The following is a 16,807-nucleotide window of genomic DNA, read 5'->3' as shown; positions in this document are numbered from 1 at the left end:
GCGCTTCAGCGGAAGAGCCGGGAACCGAGCGGGTGCTCTTCGTCGAATCCGGGGAGTATCAGGAAGGTCGCACTGGCGGTCGTGGTCGTGAATTCCAGCAGGGCGTCGGAATTGTCCATGCGGGTGAGGGTGTTGGTGAAGGTCCGTATGTCGTTCTGGAAGCTCATGAAGAGCAGGCCGGGGGCGGGTGCGTCGATGCTGTAGGAGCGACGGAGCATGAGGCCGACGCCGACCGCGGTGGCGTGCGCCCTGCGGGCGTGGGCATCCGCCGGGACGAGATAGCGTCCGTCCGGCGTTTTGGCGCCGAGGTCCGGGCCCGAGGCGATGGTGCCACCGGAGAGGGGCACGCCACTGGCTCGGCGGCGGCCGAAGACCGCTTCCTGTTCGGCGACGGACAGCTTGGCGAACCGCGGCAGGTCGAGTTCCATGCGTCGCAGTACGGCGAGGGTGCCGCCGGCGACCGGATCCGGCCCGGACAGCCACAGGTCGCGTTCTTGTTCGGCCCTCGTGTGGGGGCCCACGATGCCGTCGACGAAGCCGAACAGGTTCCGTGGCGCGGCACGGCCCCGAGCCACCGGCACGTTCGCACCACGGACTCCGGACTGCCGCCAGCGCTCCCGTATCCGGTCACCGGCCTGCTCCAGAAGCGCGGCGGCCACGATCGGTATCAGCAGGGCGTCGTCGGCGCAGATCTGTATCAGCAGGTCGCCGCCGCGTGCCCGGGAGGCGATCTGCTCGCGGGAGAACCGTGGGAGGTCCTTCGCGCCGGGCAGGGCGGGATCGACCTCGCGCACCAGCCGGGGGCCCACCCCGATCGTCACGGTCAGATCGCCCGGCTCCAGGCCCATCAGCCGTGCGTCGGTCCCCGCGGTGAGGGTGCGGATGGCCTCGCCGAGTCCGGCCAGCAACGGACGGACGGACCCGATGTCGGCGATGTCGGCCACCACGGCCAGCAGGTTCCGCTGGGCCGGCCGCGGAAGCGTGATGCCCGCCTGGTACCGGCCCGTTGGCGACACCGGCGGGGTCGGCGCGGGGGCATCGTCCCGGTCCGGCGGGGCGGAGCTCGATTGGCACCCGGCGGAGAGGCCGACGGCGGTCACGGTGCCGGTGGCACCGAGGAACGCGCGGCGTGACGGGCGGGAGTCGGCTGGACGCACAGTGTGAACTGTGCCATATCCATATCGGTGCCTGCGACGCCGTCGGCGTCCGTGCCAGGATGAGGCCATGCCTCGTCTCCGTCTTCGCCTGATGGCCGCGGTACTCGGCACCCTGGCACCCGTACTGGTCGCCTGCGGCGCGGACGATGACGGACCGGACGACGGCCGACGACCGTCCGGTGAGCATGTGACGATCAACGTGCCGGGTGACGCCCCGACGATCTCGGCCGCGGTGTCCCTGGCCCGGCCCGGCGATCTCGTGCTGGTCGCGCCGGGCACGTACCACGAGTCGGTGAAGATGACGAAGGCTCGCATCACTCTGCGCGGCGAGTCCCGGGACAAGGTCGTCATCGACGGGCGCTTACGGCAGCCGAACGGCATCGTCGTCGCCGCTCCCGGGGTGGCCGTGGAGAACCTGACCGTGCGGAGCAACACCCAGAACGGGGTCCTGGTCACCGGTTCGGCGAAGGCGGCCGCCGGAGCGCCGGGGCAGTCCGGCGGCTACGACACCGGCGACGAGCCCGTCACCTTCCTGAAATCGTTCCTGGTCTCCCATGTCACCGCGACCCGCAACGGGCTGTACGGCATCTACGCGTTCTCCGCGCAGAACGGTGCCATCGAGCACTCGTACACATCGGGCTCGGCCGACTCGGGGATCTACGTCGGACAGTGCAAACCCTGTCGCATCGTGGTGCGGGACAACATCGCGGAACTCAACGCGGTCGGTTACGAAGGCACCAATGCCAGTGGCGACATGTATGTGACCGGTAACCGCTTTGTCGGCAACCGGGTCGGGCTCACCACCAACTCCGACCACCAGGAGAAGCTGCTCCCGCAGCGGGACGCCGTCATCGCGGGCAACCTGATCGCGGCCAACCAGCAGGCGGCCACCCCCGAACAGGCCGACGGCGGGTGGGGCATCGGCATCGGCGTCGACGGCGGCACCGACAACCAGTTCGTCCGCAACCGGATCACCGGCAACAGCAACGCCGGGCTGGTGATCACCGCGACCGCCGACATACCGCCGAACGGCAACCGGATCCTGGACAACACCTTCGCCGCCAACAGCGTTGACGTCGGCTGGACGTTCCCCACCGCCACAAAGGGACGGGGCAACTGCCTGCGCGGCAACGAGCTGCGGAAGACGGTGCCCGCCCGGCTCGCGACAACCGCGTCCTGCCCGCGTCCCGCCCGGTCGCCCTCGCCGTCCGGCACATGGGCGAAGCCGACGGCACCTGGCGGCATCCCGTTCACCGATGTGGCGGCGCCCAAGCGACAGCCGCAGTTCCCGAAGGCCACCACCACGGGCGCCACCGCTGTTCCGGCCGTTCCGGCGCTGCCGGACACGGCGGACTTCCGGCTGCCGTCGGCGTCATTGCTGGCAGCGGGCGCGCGGGTGCGGACGTCCTGAGCGGCGGCTACCGCGCCGGGGTGACTCCGGGGGCCGGCCGCACCGGAACGTACTTGTGGGTGTCGAAATCAATGACCACCGGCCGCGATGCGGAAGCCACGCCGACGCGCACCCGGTACATGGTGCCGTCCGAACCGATCCAGTAGCGCACGGCATCCGCCGGACCGGTCGTCCCCGCCGTACCGGGCGTGGCACGGGCGGCGCTCGGCCCGGTCATGATGTCCACCTGATGGCCGTCCAACCGGTCCCGTCCCACCCAGGCGGCACCGTTCTGCGGCAGGAGTTCGGCGTTGTCCGGCCGGTCGCTGCCGAGCTTCAGCGCGATGGCCAGCGAACTGTCCAGCGAGCTGCCGTACTTTTGCAGCGGACGGCTGTACCAGCCCGAACCCGGCGGCCGTGCCGGTGCCTTCGCCGGGGCGTTCGCCATCGGGTGGACGAGCACGGTGGTGGCCGTCCACTGGATCAGCCCGTTGCCGGACGCATCGCGCCCGGTGCCGTGCACCACGCCGTAACCGACCTTGCGGCGGTAGTCGATGGATCCGGTGACGGTCAGCCCACCGGCGGTGCCCGGCACGTCGATCGTCAGGGCGCGCCCGCCCACCTGGTAGTTGTGGAACCGCGTGACCGCCAGACGGCCCGCCTGATCCGCGGTCAATTCCCTTGGACCGGTGGGGGCGGAGCCGCTGTCGACGATCAGGAACGTGGCCACCGCGACGGCCACACCGCCGATGACGACCGCGACCCAACGTGGCCGCAGCCATCGGCGCTGACCGGCCGCGCGCCGCGAGAAAACGTGTCTGATTTTCAGACTACGTACCCGGCGCATTGCTAACCCGTTCCGCTTATTCATTCCCTGCTCTCCCCCCGATCTTGGGTCACACCCGCTACAGTATCGCTGCTGGTGAGGCGGTTCAGGATGATAATTCAGACTCTTGTGCTGTTTCCATGTGGGAAGCGAGGCCAAATGCGGCTCGTCCGGGAATGGCACTCCCGAGTCCCTGAATTCGCCACATCCGCCAGGACGACCAAGAACGACCGGGCCCACCGAAACAGCGGTGGGCCCTTTTCATGACCGACGTGTCACCCGGGACCGGGAAGCGGATACACGGCCGGAAACGGGTGGTCGGTTCACATCACGAGGGGAGAGTGATGGCTGTGCGAAGAGTATGTGGAAGGTTACGCCGGACAGCCGGGAAGCGTACGGGTCCACTGGCACAAGTGGGCCTCTGCACTTTCGTACTGTTGGGCAGCACCATGGGCGCGACGGCCGGGACGGCCACCGCCTCAACTGGCGACGGCACCCTGACGGTTCAGGTCCTGCGGGATTTCTTCGGCACCGGCGTGATCAACACGACCATGGATGTGCCGCAGCGGGGCATGAAGGTCAAGGTGTCGGACCCGGCCGGCCATCGGGTCTCCGGCACCACGGATGCCACCGGAAAGGTGGTGATCTCGAAGTCGACCGAACTGACCGGCGGCCAGTACCGCGTCGACGTCACCATCCCGGCGCCCTACAGCACGTATCTGCGGGCGGCACCGGCCTCGACGGCGGAAAACCACTTCGACAGCTTCACGACGTTCGTGGACGTGTCGGACGGCAAGGACGACTCGGTCATTACCGGGGTCTGGAACGCGGCCGACTACGCACTGCCGGACTCGCGATATTTCGTACCGGTCCAGAATGGTGCCGGCGGGCAAGACACCCGGGCACTGGTGGCGTTCGGGACGGACACGCGAGGTACGTGTCCTGGCGATACGGCGTGCCCGACCGTGCTCAACACACAGGCCCAGGTGGGCACCACGTTCGCACTGGCCTACGACAAGGACCGGCAGCGGATCTTCCAGGGCGCGTTCGCCCGGCGGTACGCCCCGTACGGGCCGGACGGCGGTAACGCGATCTACACCACGCCGACCGACGGTGGGAGCGCGCCGACCCTGTTCGCGAAGGTGCCGGGCGCCGCGGTGACGCCGCACGACGCCTCCAACATGATCAAGGACGCCGGGTTCACCAACGCGCCGGGCAAGGAGAGCATCGGCGGCCTGGCCCTGTCGGAGGACGGCTCGACGCTGTACGCGGTGAACCTGCTGACCCGGTCCCTGGTCAGCTTCGACGCGACCGGGACCACGGCATCCGCGCCCAAGGCGACGGTGCGCATCCCGGACCCGGGCTGCGCGAGCCCCGGCGACTGGCGGCCGTTCGGACTCCAGGTCCACGACAACAAGCTCTACGTCGGCGGCGTGTGCAGCGCGGAGAGCACACAGAAGCGCGAAGACCTGAAAGCCGTCGTCTACACCTACGACGGTGGGCGGTTCACCGAGGTGCTGAGCCACCAGCTCACGGACAAGCGCGGCAGCGTCTTCGGTTCCGGCGACAAGGCCACCCACTGGAACCCGTGGAACACCAGCCTGGACACATGGGAGGACCGGAAGGCGGGCAACGTCTTCATCGATCCGCAGCCGGAGCTGGCCTCCCTCGCCTTCGCCCGCGACGGCTCGATGATCCTGGGTTTCCGCGACCGGTTCATGGACGTGCTCAGTTGGGGAGGGCTGGACCCCCGCACGGGGAACGACACGGCGGAAAACGGCATGTCCGGTGGTGACATCACCATGGTCTGCGCCACTCCCACCGGTGAATACCAGTGGGAAGGCACCGGGAGCTGCCCCAACCACGCCACCCCCGCCAACAGTGGCGGCCAGCCCGCCGATGTCGTCGAATACTTCCCGGGCGACACCTACGCCAACGCGCACCAGGAGACCGCGCTGGGGTCGGTGGCCTATATCCCGCAGCAGCAGTGGGTGGTCAGCACGGAGTTCGACCCGGTCGCCGACGTCGCGACCTCAGGGACCGGGTACCACAACATCACCACCGGCCAGGGCCCGGGCAATAACCCGACCGCCAACGGGTTCCAGTTCGTCAGCCGGGAACAAGGCGGGTTCGGTAAGGCCGGTGGGCTCGGCGATATCGCCTACGAGGCGGCGAACGCGCCGATCCAGATCGGCAATCGGGTGTGGTTCGACGGCGACCACAATGGGATCCAGGATCCCGAGGGTCGCAACGAAGTGCCGCTGCCGGACGCGACGGTCAATCTGTTGGACGCCGATGGCAAGCAGGTCGCCACGACCAAGACCGATGCCGTCGGCGAGTACTACTTCGGTGGCGTCGGCGCCGCGTATGAGCTGAAGCCGGGCGCCAAATACACGGTGCAGTTCGACGTGTGTACCGCGGACACCGACAAGGTGCCGAATCAGCCGCCGGCCACCAGGCTGCGGTTCACGCTCCCGCGGGCCGGTGCCAACCGGGCACATGACTCGAATGTGACCCCGCCGACGACCGGGCGGCTGTGCAACGGACGCGCACCTGTCACGGCTCCGGACAAGCCGGGAGAGGTCGATCACACGATCGACGCCGGCGTGTACATCCCCAAGCAGAAACCGCCGGCTCCCACGCCGACGCCCACTCCGTCGTCGCAGCCGCCCACCTCTGAGCCGCCCAACGAGCCAGGCCCCCAGTCTGGCGGAGGCTCCGGGACAAGCGGAGGCTCCGGGACAGGCGGAGGCTCGGGGACCAGCGGAGGCGGTGGCTCGGGGACCAGCGGAGGCTCAGGGACTGACGGAGGCGGCGGTTCGCTGGCCAACACGGGCACGTCCGCCCTGCTGGAGATCATCTCCCTCAGCGCCCTGCTGGCCGGTGCGGGCGCGGCAGCCGCGTTCGTGACCCGGAAGCGTCGCGCCGGGCAACACTGAGTCATCACGGAACGACGGGTCATCCGCCCGCCCGCGCCATCGCAGCGCGGGCGGGCGGACTCATGCGGTCCCGGCGAGCCCTACATTCCGCCCTCGGACATCCCGTGCACCGCCGGAATGGTCCCCAGACGACCCTTCTGGAAGTCCTCGAACGCCTGCTGAAGCTCGGCCCTGGTGTTCATCACGAACGGCCCGTAATGCGCCATCGGCTCACGGATGGGCCGCCCGCCGAGCAGCACGACCTCCAGGTCCGGCGTGCTCGCGTCCTGCTTCTCGTCCGCGCGCACGGTCAGCGCGGAACCGGCTCCGAAGACGGCGGCCTGGCCCAGGTGGATCGGACGCCGCTCCGCGCCGACCGCACCGCGGCCCGCGAGCACATACGCGAGGCCGTTGAAGTCCTCGCGCCAGGGCAGGGTGATCTCCGCACCCGGAGCAAGCGTGGCGTGCACCATCGTGATCGGGGTGTGGGTGATCCCGGGACCGGCGTGGCCGTCCAGCTCACCGGCGATGACGCGGAGCAGCGCGCCGCCGTCGGGGGAGGTCAGCAGCTGGACCTGGCCACCGCGGATGTCCTGGTAGCGCGGGGGCATCATCTTGTCCTTGGCCGGGAGGTTCACCCACAGCTGGAGGCCGTGGAAGAGGCCGCCCGACACGACCAGGGACTCCGGCGGGGCCTCGATGTGGAGGAGGCCGGAGCCGGCCGTCATCCACTGGGTGTCACCGTTGGTGATCGTGCCGCCACCGCCCTGCGAGTCCTGGTGGTCGAAGACGCCGTCGATGATGTAGGTGACGGTCTCGAAGCCGCGGTGGGGGTGCCAGGGGGTGCCCTTGGGCTCGCCCGGCGCGTACTCCACCTCGCCCATCTGGTCCATCATGATGAACGGGTCGAGGTGCTTGTAGTCGATACCGGCGAAGGCCCGGCGCACCGGGAAGCCCTCGCCCTCGAAACCACTGGGAGCGGTCGTGACGGCGAGCACGGGGCGCTGTCGTGCCTCGGCGGGCGCCGCGACGCGCGGCAGGGTCAGCGGGTTCTCTACGGTCACTGCGGGCATGACGGCCTCCTCGGTCGTTCACCATTCAACTTAATTGAACGGTGAACGACCCGCAAGAGGGCATTTATTTCCACCCGAGCGCCCTACGAGGCGACCGGTGATATCCGGACGTATGTGGATCTAGCCGTACATACGGCGCATGGCGAAGTCCACCATCTGCTCCACCGCCTTCGCGTCGAAGACGATCCGGTGCTCGCCCTCCATGTCGAGGACGAAGCCATAGCCGGTGGGCAGCAGGTCGATCACCTCGGCACCGGTGATCACGAAGTATTTGGACTCCTTGCCCGCGTACCTCCGCAGCTCCTTGAGCGAGGTGAACATGGGGATCACCGGCTGCTGGGTGTTGTGCAGCGCCAGGAAGCCGGGGTTGTCACCGCGCGGGCAGTAGACCTTCGACCCGGCGAAGATCTGCTGGAAGTCCTCGGCCGACATCGATCCGGTGGTGAAGGCCCGCACCGCGTCGGCGAGCGACGGCGGGGAGGGCTCCGGGTAGAGCGGCTGCTGGCCGTACCCCGCACCCGCCGCGTGATGTGACGCATGCGGCTGCTGTTGCGGCGGAGGTGGCGGGGCGGCGTAGCCCTGCCCTGCGCTCGCGTTCTGGTCGTAGCCGTACATGCGCAGAAGCGTACTGAGTCACAGTTACCGGGTTGAGGGTTGCCCTTTATTACCCACGGGTAGCATCATGGCATCAGCTCATCTGATACGCGTCAACGCAGAGGTCCTGGCCTCCCGATCCCTACGGAGCCGTCGCCATGGGGCACTACAAGTCGAATCTCCGCGACATCGAGTTCAACCTCTTCGAGGTGCTCGGGCGCGACACGGTGTATGGCACCGGACCGTTCGCGGAGATGGACGTCGACACCGCCAAGAGCGTGCTGGCCGAGATATCCCGGCTCTCCGAGCACGAGCTGGCCGAAAGCTACGCCGACTCCGACCGGAACCCGCCCGTCTACGACCCCAAGACCCACACGGCGCCGCTCCCCGAGTCGTTCAAGAAGAGCTACCGGGCCTATATGGAGGCCGAGTGGTGGCGGCTGGGCGTCCCGGAGTCGCTCGGCGGCACCGCCTGCCCCCGCTCGCTGCTGTGGGGCTCGGCCGAGACCATCCTCGGCTCCAACGCCCCGATCTGGATGTACGCCTCGGGTCCGTCCTTCGCGGGCGTGCTCCACGACGAGGGCACCGAGGAGCAGCTGAAGATCGCTCGGCTGATGGTGGACAAGCAGTGGGGCTCCACCATGGTGCTGACCGAGCCGGACGCCGGCTCCGACGTCGGCGCGGGCCGCACCAAGGCGACCCAGCAGGAGGACGGCAGCTGGCACATCGAGGGCGTGAAGCGGTTCATCACCTCCGGTGAGCACGACCTCTCGGACAACATCATCCACTTCGTGCTGGCCCGCCCCGAGGGCGCGGGGCCCGGCACCAAGGGGCTGTCGCTGTTCATCGTCCCCAAGTACGACTTCGACTGGGAGACCGGCGAGCTCGGCGAGCGCAACGGCGTGTACGCCACCAATGTCGAGCACAAGATGGGTCTGCGGGTCTCCAACACCTGCGAGCTGACCTTCGGCGCCGACCACCCGGCCAAGGGCTGGCTGCTGGGCGAGAAGCACGACGGCATCCGCCAGATGTTCAAGATCATCGAGTTCGCCCGGATGATGGTCGGCACCAAGGCCATGGCCACCCTCTCCACCGGCTACCTCAACGCGCTGGAGTACGCCAAGGAGCGGGTGCAGGGCCCGGACCTGGCGGCCTTCACCGACAAGACCGCGCCGCGGGTGACCATCACCCACCACCCGGATGTGCGCCGCTCGCTGATGACGCAGAAGGCGTACGCGGAGGGCCTGCGCGCGCTGGTGCTCTACACCGCCTCGGTCCAGGACGAGATCCTGATCAAGGAGGCCGCGGGCGAGGACACCTCCGCGGTGAACCGCCTCAACGACCTGCTGCTGCCCATCGTCAAGGGCTACGGCTCGGAGAAGGCGTACGAGCAGCTGGCGCAGTCCCTCCAGACCATCGGCGGCTCCGGCTACCTCCAGGAGTACCCGCTGGAGCAGTACATCCGGGACGCCAAGATCGACACCCTCTACGAGGGCACCACCGCCATCCAGGGCCAGGACTACTTCTTCCGCAAGATCGTCCGGGACCAGGGCCAGGCGCTGACCGTCGTCTCGGAGGAGATCAAGAAGTTCCTGGCCGAGGCCGCCGGGGGCGAGGACCTGGAGGCCGCCCGCGACCAGCTCGCCCAGGCCGCGGTGGACCTGGAGGCGATCGTCGGCGCGATGCTCACCGACCTGGCCGCCACCGAGCAGGACGTCAGCTCGATCTACAAGGTCGGTCTCAACTCGACCCGGCTGCTGCTGGCCTCCGGTGACGTGATCATCGGTTACCTGCTGCTCAAGGGCGCGGCCGTGGCCGCCGAGAAGCTGGGCACCGCCTCCACCAAGGACCGGTCCTTCTACGAGGGCAAGATCGCGGTCGCGAAGTTCTTCGCCCACGAGGTGCTGCCGGGCGTCTCGGTGCAGCGCTCGCTGGCCGAGTCGGTCGACAAGGGTCTGATGGACCTGGACGAGGCCGCGTTCTAGGGGGCCCGACGGATCCTGCCGCCCGCGGCGGGCTGCTCCCCTCCCCGCCCCTTCCCGAAGCCTCGATATGCGGCTCCGCCGCGTGGCAGGGGCTCCGCCCCTGGACCCCGGGGTCTGGGGCGGAGCCCCCCACGCGGCGGAGCCGCATATCGTCAGGTGTCGGGAAGGGGCGGGGAGGGGAAAGGCCCGCCAGACAACCGTAAGGGCTTCCCTCACAGCGTCCAGGGGGCCGGCCGCCCCATCCTCCAGCGGGGCGGCCGGCCCCCTGGGCTGTGCGCGCTTGCGTCGTCGTCGCTCGTCCTGGCCGTCACCGCTTGTCGTCGCTCGTCGTCACCGTCACCGCTCGTCGTCCTCGTCACCGCTCGTCGTCCTCGGACCGCCGCTCCCGCAGCGCCCGTTCGACCTCCTCGCGGGCCCACCGCCTGAGCTCCTCGCCCTGTGCGAGGAGCTCGTCGATCGACTCGCCCCCGCCCTCCGGCGGGCGCGGGCGGGCCCTCAGCTTCTCCAGCAGGTCCCGGCACGCCTCGTCCTCGGTGGCGAACCGGCTGGTGTCCCGGTCCAGGGACCGCTCCCGCAGGCCGGTCTCCCAGCCGCCGTCCGGTGCGGGCCGCAGGTAGTAGTACGCGTCCGGCTGCACCGGGATGTCCCGCACTCCCGGGATGTCGTACAGCGCGTCGGGCACCTGCTCGTCGCGGAGGGTCCGGACGAGTTCCGTTCTGTCCACCGGTCCAGGATCCGCCCTCAGTTGAGCGGGCGGAGATGACCGGCCGCGACGAGTTGGGGGATCGAAGGCCCGGTCAGATACTGGAGTCCGAAACCGGGTTGGCCGAACCAGGGCCGGATGGGACCGCCCTCGACCAGGAAGGGTTCGGTGACCTCGTAGAGGTGATAGCCGTTCGGATACGCCGGGTCGAGGGTGTTGAGGTTGCTGGGCGGCAGCGCGCGCTCCGCGTAGGGCGTGCCCGCCGGGGCGAGGAAGTGGCCGAAGCCGCTACCGAACAAGTCGACCTTCTGGCCGGCTTCCAGCCGGACCGTGGTGTGCAGGGGCGACCCGTTGAGCAGGACCCAGCCGTCGGGGTACGGGAACCACCAGCCGTTCGTCTGCTCATTCCAGTAACAGGTGAGGAACGAGGAGGCGGTGGGGAAGTGGTCGAGTCGTTCATAGCCTTCGAGCATGCGCCCGATCGCGCCGGAGCGGGGGAGCTGAGCGGGTCCGAGCCGCCAGTCACCCTGGTAGTAGCGGTCGAGCGGAGGATTCGGTGCGGTGCTGGTCCCCCCGATGCGGTTCGTGCTGGTACAGGGAGGGTGACCCTTGCCCTCGCCGTCCCCGCCGCCGACCGGCCGCGGGCCGGGTGAGGGCGCCGCCACCGGCTCCGGAGACGCCACGGGGGCCAGCCCCGCGGTGAAGTCCGTGACGGGCTTGGCCATGGCCGGTCCCCCGGCACACAGCAGCAGCAGCGACCCCAGGACGACAAGCAGGTGTCGAAGAACGCGCATCCGGTATCCCCTCGAGTTACGACTCAGCGCGACGTTGCTCAGTCACGGGGAATATCGACCGATTCGCCCGACTTCTCGCCTTAGCTGACGTGCTTTCATCAGATTGGATCAACGTGGCCCCACGGATGGATGCCGCTCCCGCACCAGGGCGAACCGACCCCGGGCGAATCTATGCTGAGCACATGAGCGCACAACCCGGCATCGACCGCGGCCACACCGATGACCTGATGTCCTTCCTCCGCGCCAGCCCCTCGCCGTACCACGCCGTGGCGAGCGCCGCGGAGCGGCTGGAGAAGGCCGGGTTCCGCCGGATCGAGGAGACCGCGCCCTGGGACGGGGCGGCCGGTGGACGGTTCTTGCTCCGCGGTGGCGCGATCATCGCCTGGTACGTCCCCGAGGGGGCGGAGGCCGCCACTCCGTACCGGATTGTGGGCGCTCACACCGACTCTCCCAATTTGCGCGTGAAGCCCATTCCCGACACCGGTGCGCACGGCTGGCGGCAGATCGCCGTGGAGATCTACGGCGGGGCGCTGCTCAACACCTGGCTCGACCGCGACCTCGGGCTCTCCGGCCGGATCACCCTCAGGGACGGCTCCCACCATCTCGTCAGCGTCGACCGGCCGTTGATGCGGGTGCCCCAGCTCGCCGTGCACCTCGACAGATCGGTCAACACCGAGGGCCTCAAGCTCGACAAGCAGCGCCATATGACGCCCATCTGGGGGCTCGGCGGCGTCGAGGAGGGCGATCTGATCCGCTTCGTCGCCGAGGAGGCCGGGGTCGCGGCCGAGGAGATCGCCGGCTGGGACCTGATGACCCACAGCGTCGAGCCGCCCGCCTACCTCGGCCGCGACCGCGAGCTGGTCGCCGGGCCCCGGATGGACAACCTTGTCTCCGTGCACGCCGGTACGGCCGCGCTCATCGCCGCCGCCCACCAGGAGCTGCCGTACATCCCCGTGCTGGCCGCCTTCGACCACGAGGAGAACGGCAGCCAGTCCGACACCGGCGCCGACGGCCCGCTGCTCGGCACGGTGCTGGAGCGCTCGGTCTTCGCCCGCGGCGGGGCGTACGAGGAGCGGGCGCGGGCCTTCGCGGGCACCGTCTGTCTGTCCTCCGACACCGGCCACGCGGTCCACCCCAACTACGCGGAGCGCCATGAGCCGGGCCACCACCCGCGGCCCAACGGCGGCCCGATCCTGAAGGTGAACGTCAACCAGAGATATGCCACCGACGGCGCCGGGAGAGCCGTCTTCGCCGCCGCCTGCGAACGGGCCGGCGTCCCCTGGCAGACCTTCGTCTCCCACAACTCGATGCCGTGCGGCACCACGATCGGGCCGATCACCGCCGCCCGGCACGGCATCGCCACCGTCGACATCGGCATCGCCATCCTGTCCATGCACTCGGCCCGGGAGCTGTGCGGAGCACAGGACCCGCGGCTGCTGGCCAAGGCACTGCACGCCTTCCTGGGGGCATAAGTTGGACTTCTCCCTGCTGGGTCCCGTGACCGTCACCGCGGGGCCGCAAGCAGCGCCCGTCGAGCTTCCGCTGGGGCCCGCCAAACGGCGCAGCGTGCTGGCGATGCTGCTGCTGCGGCCCAACGCGACGGTCTCCGTGGAGCAGTTGATATCCAGCCTGTGGGAGGACGAGCCGCCCGCCCACGCCCGGACCGTCATCCAGGGCCATGTCTCCCGGCTCCGCGCGGCCCTGGCCGAGGGCGGCGCCGAGGACCACGGCGTCGAGCTGGCCACCCACAGCTCCGCCTATCTGCTGCGCATCCCCGAATCCCTGATCGACACCCAGCGCTTCGACCAGCTGACCGCCCAGGCCAGCCCGGAGTCCGCCCCCGGCGAGGCCGTCCAGCTGCTCCGCCAGGCGCTCGGCCTGTGGCGCGGCCCGGCGCTCACCGGGACCGTGGCCAGCCCGCCGTTCGCGGCGGCCGCGCACGCCCTGGAGGAGCGGCGGCTGAGCGCCGTGGAGGCCCTGGCGCGGGCCCACGGGGGCCTGGGCGAGCATGAGGAGGCGGTGCGCGCCCTGCACCCCGCCGCCGTCGCCAACCCGCTGCGCGAGGGGCTGATCGCCGCCCTGATGCTGGCGCTGTACCGCTCCGGGCGGCAGTCCGACGCGATCGCCTGGTTCCACCGCACCCGGCAGCTGCTCGACGACGACCTGGGGGTCGACCCGGGCCAGCGACTGAGCGCCGCCTACCAGGAGATCCTGCGGGCGGCCCCGGCCCCGGCCCCGGACGGGCCGCGGGGCGGCGCCGAGGCCGCCGGGCAGCAGCCGGGCGGCGCGGGGCAGCCGGGCGCACAGCCGGCGGCGGCCACCCCGCAGCAACCGCTGTCCGCGGCCGCCTCGGCCCCCGTACCCGAGCTGCTCCCCCGGCCCCCGGCGGGCTTCCACGGCCGGGGCGCGGAGCTGGCCGAGCTGACCCGGCTCACCCTGGGCAGCGCGGAACCGGCCGCGGGCGGCTCCGGCGGCTACCCCCAGGCGGGCGGTATCGCGCTGCTCACCGGGCCCGCCGGGGTCGGCAAGACCGGTCTGGCGGTCCACTGGGGCCATGTCCACGCCACCGCCTTCCCGGACGGACGGCTCTTCGCGGATCTGCGCGGCTTCAGCGGCGGCGAGGCGGTGGTGCCCGCCGCGGTGCTGCGCGAGTTCCTGCTGGCCCTCGGCACCCCGGCCGAGCAGATCCCCACCTCGTCCGAGGCCGCGGCCGCGCTGTACCGCTCGCTGGCCGCCCGCCGCCGGCTGCTGGTGGTGCTGGACAACGCGGGCAGCTCCGCCCAGGTGCGCCCGCTGCTGCCCGGCGGCCCCCACAGCGCCACGCTGGTCACCAGCCGCAGCAGGCTGGACGGGCTGATCGCCACCGACGCCGCCCGGCCGGTACGGCTGCACGCCCTCGGCACCGAGGACGGCGTGGGCCTGCTGGGCGCGCTGCTGGGGCCCGCGCGGGTCGCCGAGGACCCGGAGGCCGCGCGGGAGCTGGTGGCCCTGTGCGACGGGCTGCCGCTGGCGCTGCGCGCCGCCTCCGCCCAGCTGATGGCCCGACCGCGCTGGCGGCTGGCCCGGCTGGCCACCGCGCTGCGCGACGAGCGCCGCAGGCTCTCACTGCTGTCGGCGGAGGACACCGGAGTGGCCGCCGCGCTGCGCAACTCGGTGGCCCGGCTCTCGGCGGACGACGCACAGCTGCTGCGGGCCCTGGGCGCCGGTTTCGCGCGGGAGGTCAACACCGCCGAGGCGGCCGCGCTGTCGGGCGCGGACCCCGAGCTGATCCAGGACTCCCTGGAGCGGCTGGCGGAGATGCACCTGCTGGACGAGGAGGCCACCAACCGCTACGTGATGAGCGATCTGGTGAAGCTCTTCGCCCAGGGCGACGGCAGCGACCGCGACTCCCCGGGCGAGGCATCCGGCGGAGCCGCCGGCGGGGCTCCTGGCGGATCCCCTGGCGGGCCGTCACAAGGGGGCTGAGCAGCGGCGAACAGCGGGGCGTTAGCGAAGCGTTAGCGGGCGGCAGCCGTTCACCAGCCGAACGGCAGCCGGTCCGGACAGGCTTGAGCCGTACCGGAAAACGCCCTAACGCCCGCTGAGGGGAGACCCGCCATGCCGCTCACCACCGCTCGCCTCGCCCACCGCGCCGGCACCCTGCGCTCGGTCGCTGCCGGACTGACGGTCGTCGCCGCGGGTATCACCCTCGCGGCGTGCGGCACCGCCGACGCGTCGGGCGTACGGACGGCCGGCGCGGCGGAGAGCGTCGCCCCGGCCGTCCCCGCCGCCCACGAGGACGGCCTCCAGGACGGCGCCCAGCGGGCCGCGCGGGAGGCGGTGGCGGGCGGGGCCGACGCCGGGGCCCAGGGCGGTCTGCGGGCCGACAGCGGCGCCCAGGGGGAGGCCGGGGTCTGCCGCCTCGACACGATGTCGGTGGGCGTCACCTCCGTCCCCCGCCCGGCCGACCACCTCCTGCTGGAGATCACCAACCAGTCCGGCGGGACCTGCCGTCTCACCGGCTTCCCCGCGGTGCGGTTCGACGACACGAGCCGGGCCCTGCCGGAGGCCGCGGGCACCCGGCCCCAGTCGGTCGTCACGCTGGCCCCCGGCGAGAGCGGCTACGCGGGACTGACCACCTCCGCGGCGGACGCCCCGGCGGACGGCGTCAAGGCCACCGGGCTGACCGTCTCCCTCCCCGGCGAGGACGGCCGCCGCTCCGTCGACCTGCCCGGCGACTCGGTGGAGGTCGGCCGCGGGGCGGAGGTCGGCTACTGGCAGAGCGACGCCTCCGACGCTCTGATCTGGTGACCTGGTGACCGCCCCTGTCCGATGGCCCATCCGGTGACCAGATCCGATGACCCCCATCCGGTGACCGCCCCCGCCCTTCCGCTCCGGTGACCGCTCGACTCCGAGCCACCAAGCCGGGCAGGTAGCCGCCTCCCCCCGGCTACCTGCCCCGGACGGCCCCCGCTTCGGCGGGGGCCGTCTCGTCATGTCTCACGGCAGGGCCTTCCGCGTCCCGCACCTGGCCGTCTCCGTGGGCGCTTTGGCAGGTCGTCAGGGGTGGGCCCGGATGGGACGTCCCAAGTGACGGCTCGGCCCCCGGAACACCCCGCCGCGCGGCCCAGAGTGGTTCCCGTCGCCGCGGCGGACGGCCGCCGCGGCCTCGACCGGCCCTTCTCTCCCGCTGTCTGCGCGGCCAGAGCCTGCCCGACGAGCGGCTCCTGATCCAGTGGGGCAAGCTCTCCTTCACCGCCGAGGACCGGCTGCCCGAGCTGGTGACCCTGCTGCACCGGGCCACCGAGGCCGAGGCCGCCGTCGAAGCCGCCGACGGGCCGATGGCGCCCGGCGCCGCCCCGCCGGGCCCGGAGGAGTCCCGGAAGGGGTCCGCGCCGGACCGGCCGTCCATGCGACGGCTGCGGCTCACGCCGGCGGCGGTGGGCACGGTCGTCGTCATCGGCGGGGCCACGGCCGGGGTGATCGCCTTACGGTCGTCCGGCGACGGCTCGCCCCCGGGCGGCGCGGCGGGCTCCTCGCCCCCGGGCAACGCCCGGATCACCGTCTACAACGCCGAGGAGACCTGTCGGCACAAGCGTGTCCGCGAGTGCTCCCTGGGCCTGGCCGAGGATCCGTACCAGGCCCACCGCCCGTCGAACATCGTGGGCCGGGCCTGGCACGGCGATGTGCTGCGCGCCGACTGCCGCATCGCCAACGGCGTCACGGTGACCGACGAGGCGGGCGGGCACCGCAGCATGTGGTTCCGCGTCGCCAAGGACGGCAAGCGGATGTGGGTCCCGGGCATCCGGATCCGCCAGGACCAGGTGCAGCACTCCACGCTGCCCAACTGCCCCGACTGACCGCCGGTCAGGAACGCGGCCGGGCGGT

General features: G+C 71.1%; 13 protein-coding genes. 7 read left to right on the top strand and 6 right to left on the bottom strand.

What is annotated here, in order from left to right:
• Window positions 1-5: 5 nt before the first annotated feature.
• On the bottom strand, window positions 6-1,157 hold the full coding sequence (locus KHP12_RS27345) for a Dyp-type peroxidase (RefSeq protein ID WP_211833859.1): 1,152 nt from the start codon (window positions 1,155-1,157) through the stop codon (window positions 6-8).
• A gap of 67 nt (window positions 1,158-1,224) precedes the next feature.
• On the opposite strand from KHP12_RS27345, the gene KHP12_RS27340 reads away from it, so the two are divergent.
• Window positions 1,225-2,568 (top strand): right-handed parallel beta-helix repeat-containing protein, encoded by a 1,344-nt coding sequence (locus tag KHP12_RS27340; protein WP_211833858.1) that lies wholly within the window; start codon window positions 1,225-1,227, stop codon window positions 2,566-2,568.
• Window positions 2,569-2,575: 7 nt separating this feature from the next.
• Here the strand turns inward: KHP12_RS27340 and KHP12_RS27335 are convergent, their stop codons facing one another.
• Window positions 2,576-3,418 carry a hypothetical protein gene (locus KHP12_RS27335; protein ID WP_245010130.1) on the bottom strand — a complete coding sequence of 281 codons (843 nt, stop codon included), beginning with the start codon at window positions 3,416-3,418 and terminating at the stop codon, window positions 2,576-2,578.
• Window positions 3,419-3,822: 404 nt separating this feature from the next.
• Between KHP12_RS27335 and KHP12_RS27330 the strand changes: the two genes are divergently transcribed.
• Window positions 3,823-6,312 carry an SdrD B-like domain-containing protein gene (locus KHP12_RS27330; RefSeq protein WP_211834915.1) on the top strand — a complete coding sequence of 830 codons (2,490 nt, stop codon included), beginning with the start codon at window positions 3,823-3,825 and terminating at the stop codon, window positions 6,310-6,312.
• Between the two features lie 80 nt (window positions 6,313-6,392).
• Here KHP12_RS27330 and KHP12_RS27325 read toward each other — a convergent pair whose 3' ends face one another.
• Complete coding sequence (locus tag KHP12_RS27325; protein ID WP_037961854.1) at window positions 6,393-7,364, bottom strand: pirin family protein; 972 nt, start codon at window positions 7,362-7,364, stop codon at window positions 6,393-6,395.
• Between the two features lie 120 nt (window positions 7,365-7,484).
• A complete protein-coding gene (locus KHP12_RS27320) occupies window positions 7,485-7,979 on the bottom strand; it encodes an SseB family protein (protein ID WP_020869891.1) in 495 nt (164 codons plus the stop codon).
• A 137-nt stretch (window positions 7,980-8,116) separates the two neighbouring features.
• Between KHP12_RS27320 and KHP12_RS27315 the strand changes: the two genes are divergently transcribed.
• Window positions 8,117-9,943: an acyl-CoA dehydrogenase gene (locus KHP12_RS27315; protein WP_086881393.1), complete on the top strand. Its 1,827-nt coding sequence runs from the start codon at window positions 8,117-8,119 to the stop codon at window positions 9,941-9,943.
• 355 nt (window positions 9,944-10,298) lie between these two features.
• On the opposite strand, the gene KHP12_RS27310 is transcribed toward KHP12_RS27315, so the two are convergent.
• Together KHP12_RS27310 and KHP12_RS27305 are read right to left on the bottom strand one after the other, a co-directional pair.
• Window positions 10,299-10,667 carry a hypothetical protein gene (locus KHP12_RS27310; protein ID WP_037961858.1) on the bottom strand — a complete coding sequence of 123 codons (369 nt, stop codon included), beginning with the start codon at window positions 10,665-10,667 and terminating at the stop codon, window positions 10,299-10,301.
• Window positions 10,668-10,684: 17 nt separating this feature from the next.
• Window positions 10,685-11,440, bottom strand: a complete 756-nt coding sequence (locus KHP12_RS27305; protein ID WP_244203017.1) for a TNT domain-containing protein — start codon at window positions 11,438-11,440, stop codon at window positions 10,685-10,687.
• 182 nt (window positions 11,441-11,622) lie between these two features.
• Here KHP12_RS27305 and KHP12_RS27300 point away from each other — a divergent pair, with 182 nt between their 5' ends.
• The 4 genes from KHP12_RS27300 (at window position 11,623) to KHP12_RS27285 (ending at window position 16,779) form a co-directional block, all read left to right on the top strand.
• Window positions 11,623-12,912: a M18 family aminopeptidase gene (locus tag KHP12_RS27300; protein WP_086883374.1), complete on the top strand. Its 1,290-nt coding sequence runs from the start codon at window positions 11,623-11,625 to the stop codon at window positions 12,910-12,912.
• 1 nt (window position 12,913) lies between these two features.
• The gene (locus KHP12_RS27295) at window positions 12,914-14,905 is read left to right on the top strand and encodes an AfsR/SARP family transcriptional regulator (protein ID WP_086883373.1); all 1,992 of its coding nucleotides are present in this window, start codon (window positions 12,914-12,916) and stop codon (window positions 14,903-14,905) included.
• A gap of 132 nt (window positions 14,906-15,037) precedes the next feature.
• Window positions 15,038-15,730 (top strand): DUF4232 domain-containing protein, encoded by a 693-nt coding sequence (locus KHP12_RS27290; RefSeq protein ID WP_086883372.1) that lies wholly within the window; start codon window positions 15,038-15,040, stop codon window positions 15,728-15,730.
• 470 nt (window positions 15,731-16,200) lie between these two features.
• The gene (locus tag KHP12_RS27285; RefSeq protein ID WP_244203016.1) at window positions 16,201-16,779 is read left to right on the top strand and encodes a hypothetical protein; all 579 of its coding nucleotides are present in this window, start codon (window positions 16,201-16,203) and stop codon (window positions 16,777-16,779) included.
• Window positions 16,780-16,807: the final 28 nt, after the last annotated feature.

The sequence above is a fragment of the Streptomyces asiaticus genome, assembly GCF_018138715.1.
Classification (GTDB): Bacteria; Actinomycetota; Actinomycetes; order Streptomycetales; family Streptomycetaceae; genus Streptomyces; species Streptomyces asiaticus.
Note: the sequence above shows the minus strand (reverse complement) of the source record. Positions and strands in the feature narration are given on the sequence as shown.

Bases quoted from the DNA above. Each gene is read 5' to 3' on its own strand.
- KHP12_RS27340 (WP_211833858.1), top strand. From the start codon at position 1,225: ATGCCTCGTCTCCGTCTTCGCCTGATGGCCGCGGTACTCGGCACCCTG.
- KHP12_RS27335 (WP_245010130.1), bottom strand. From the start codon at position 3,418: ATGAATAAGCGGAACGGGTTAGCAATGCGCCGGGTACGTAGTCTGAAA.
- KHP12_RS27330 (WP_211834915.1), top strand. From the start codon at position 3,823: ATGGGCGCGACGGCCGGGACGGCCACCGCCTCAACTGGCGACGGCACC.
- KHP12_RS27325 (WP_037961854.1), bottom strand. From the start codon at position 7,364: ATGCCCGCAGTGACCGTAGAGAACCCGCTGACCCTGCCGCGCGTCGCG.
- KHP12_RS27320 (WP_020869891.1), bottom strand. From the start codon at position 7,979: ATGTACGGCTACGACCAGAACGCGAGCGCAGGGCAGGGCTACGCCGCC.
- KHP12_RS27315 (WP_086881393.1), top strand. From the start codon at position 8,117: ATGGGGCACTACAAGTCGAATCTCCGCGACATCGAGTTCAACCTCTTC.
- KHP12_RS27305 (WP_244203017.1), bottom strand. From the start codon at position 11,440: ATGCGCGTTCTTCGACACCTGCTTGTCGTCCTGGGGTCGCTGCTGCTG.
- KHP12_RS27300 (WP_086883374.1), top strand. From the start codon at position 11,623: ATGAGCGCACAACCCGGCATCGACCGCGGCCACACCGATGACCTGATG.
- KHP12_RS27290 (WP_086883372.1), top strand. From the start codon at position 15,038: ATGCCGCTCACCACCGCTCGCCTCGCCCACCGCGCCGGCACCCTGCGC.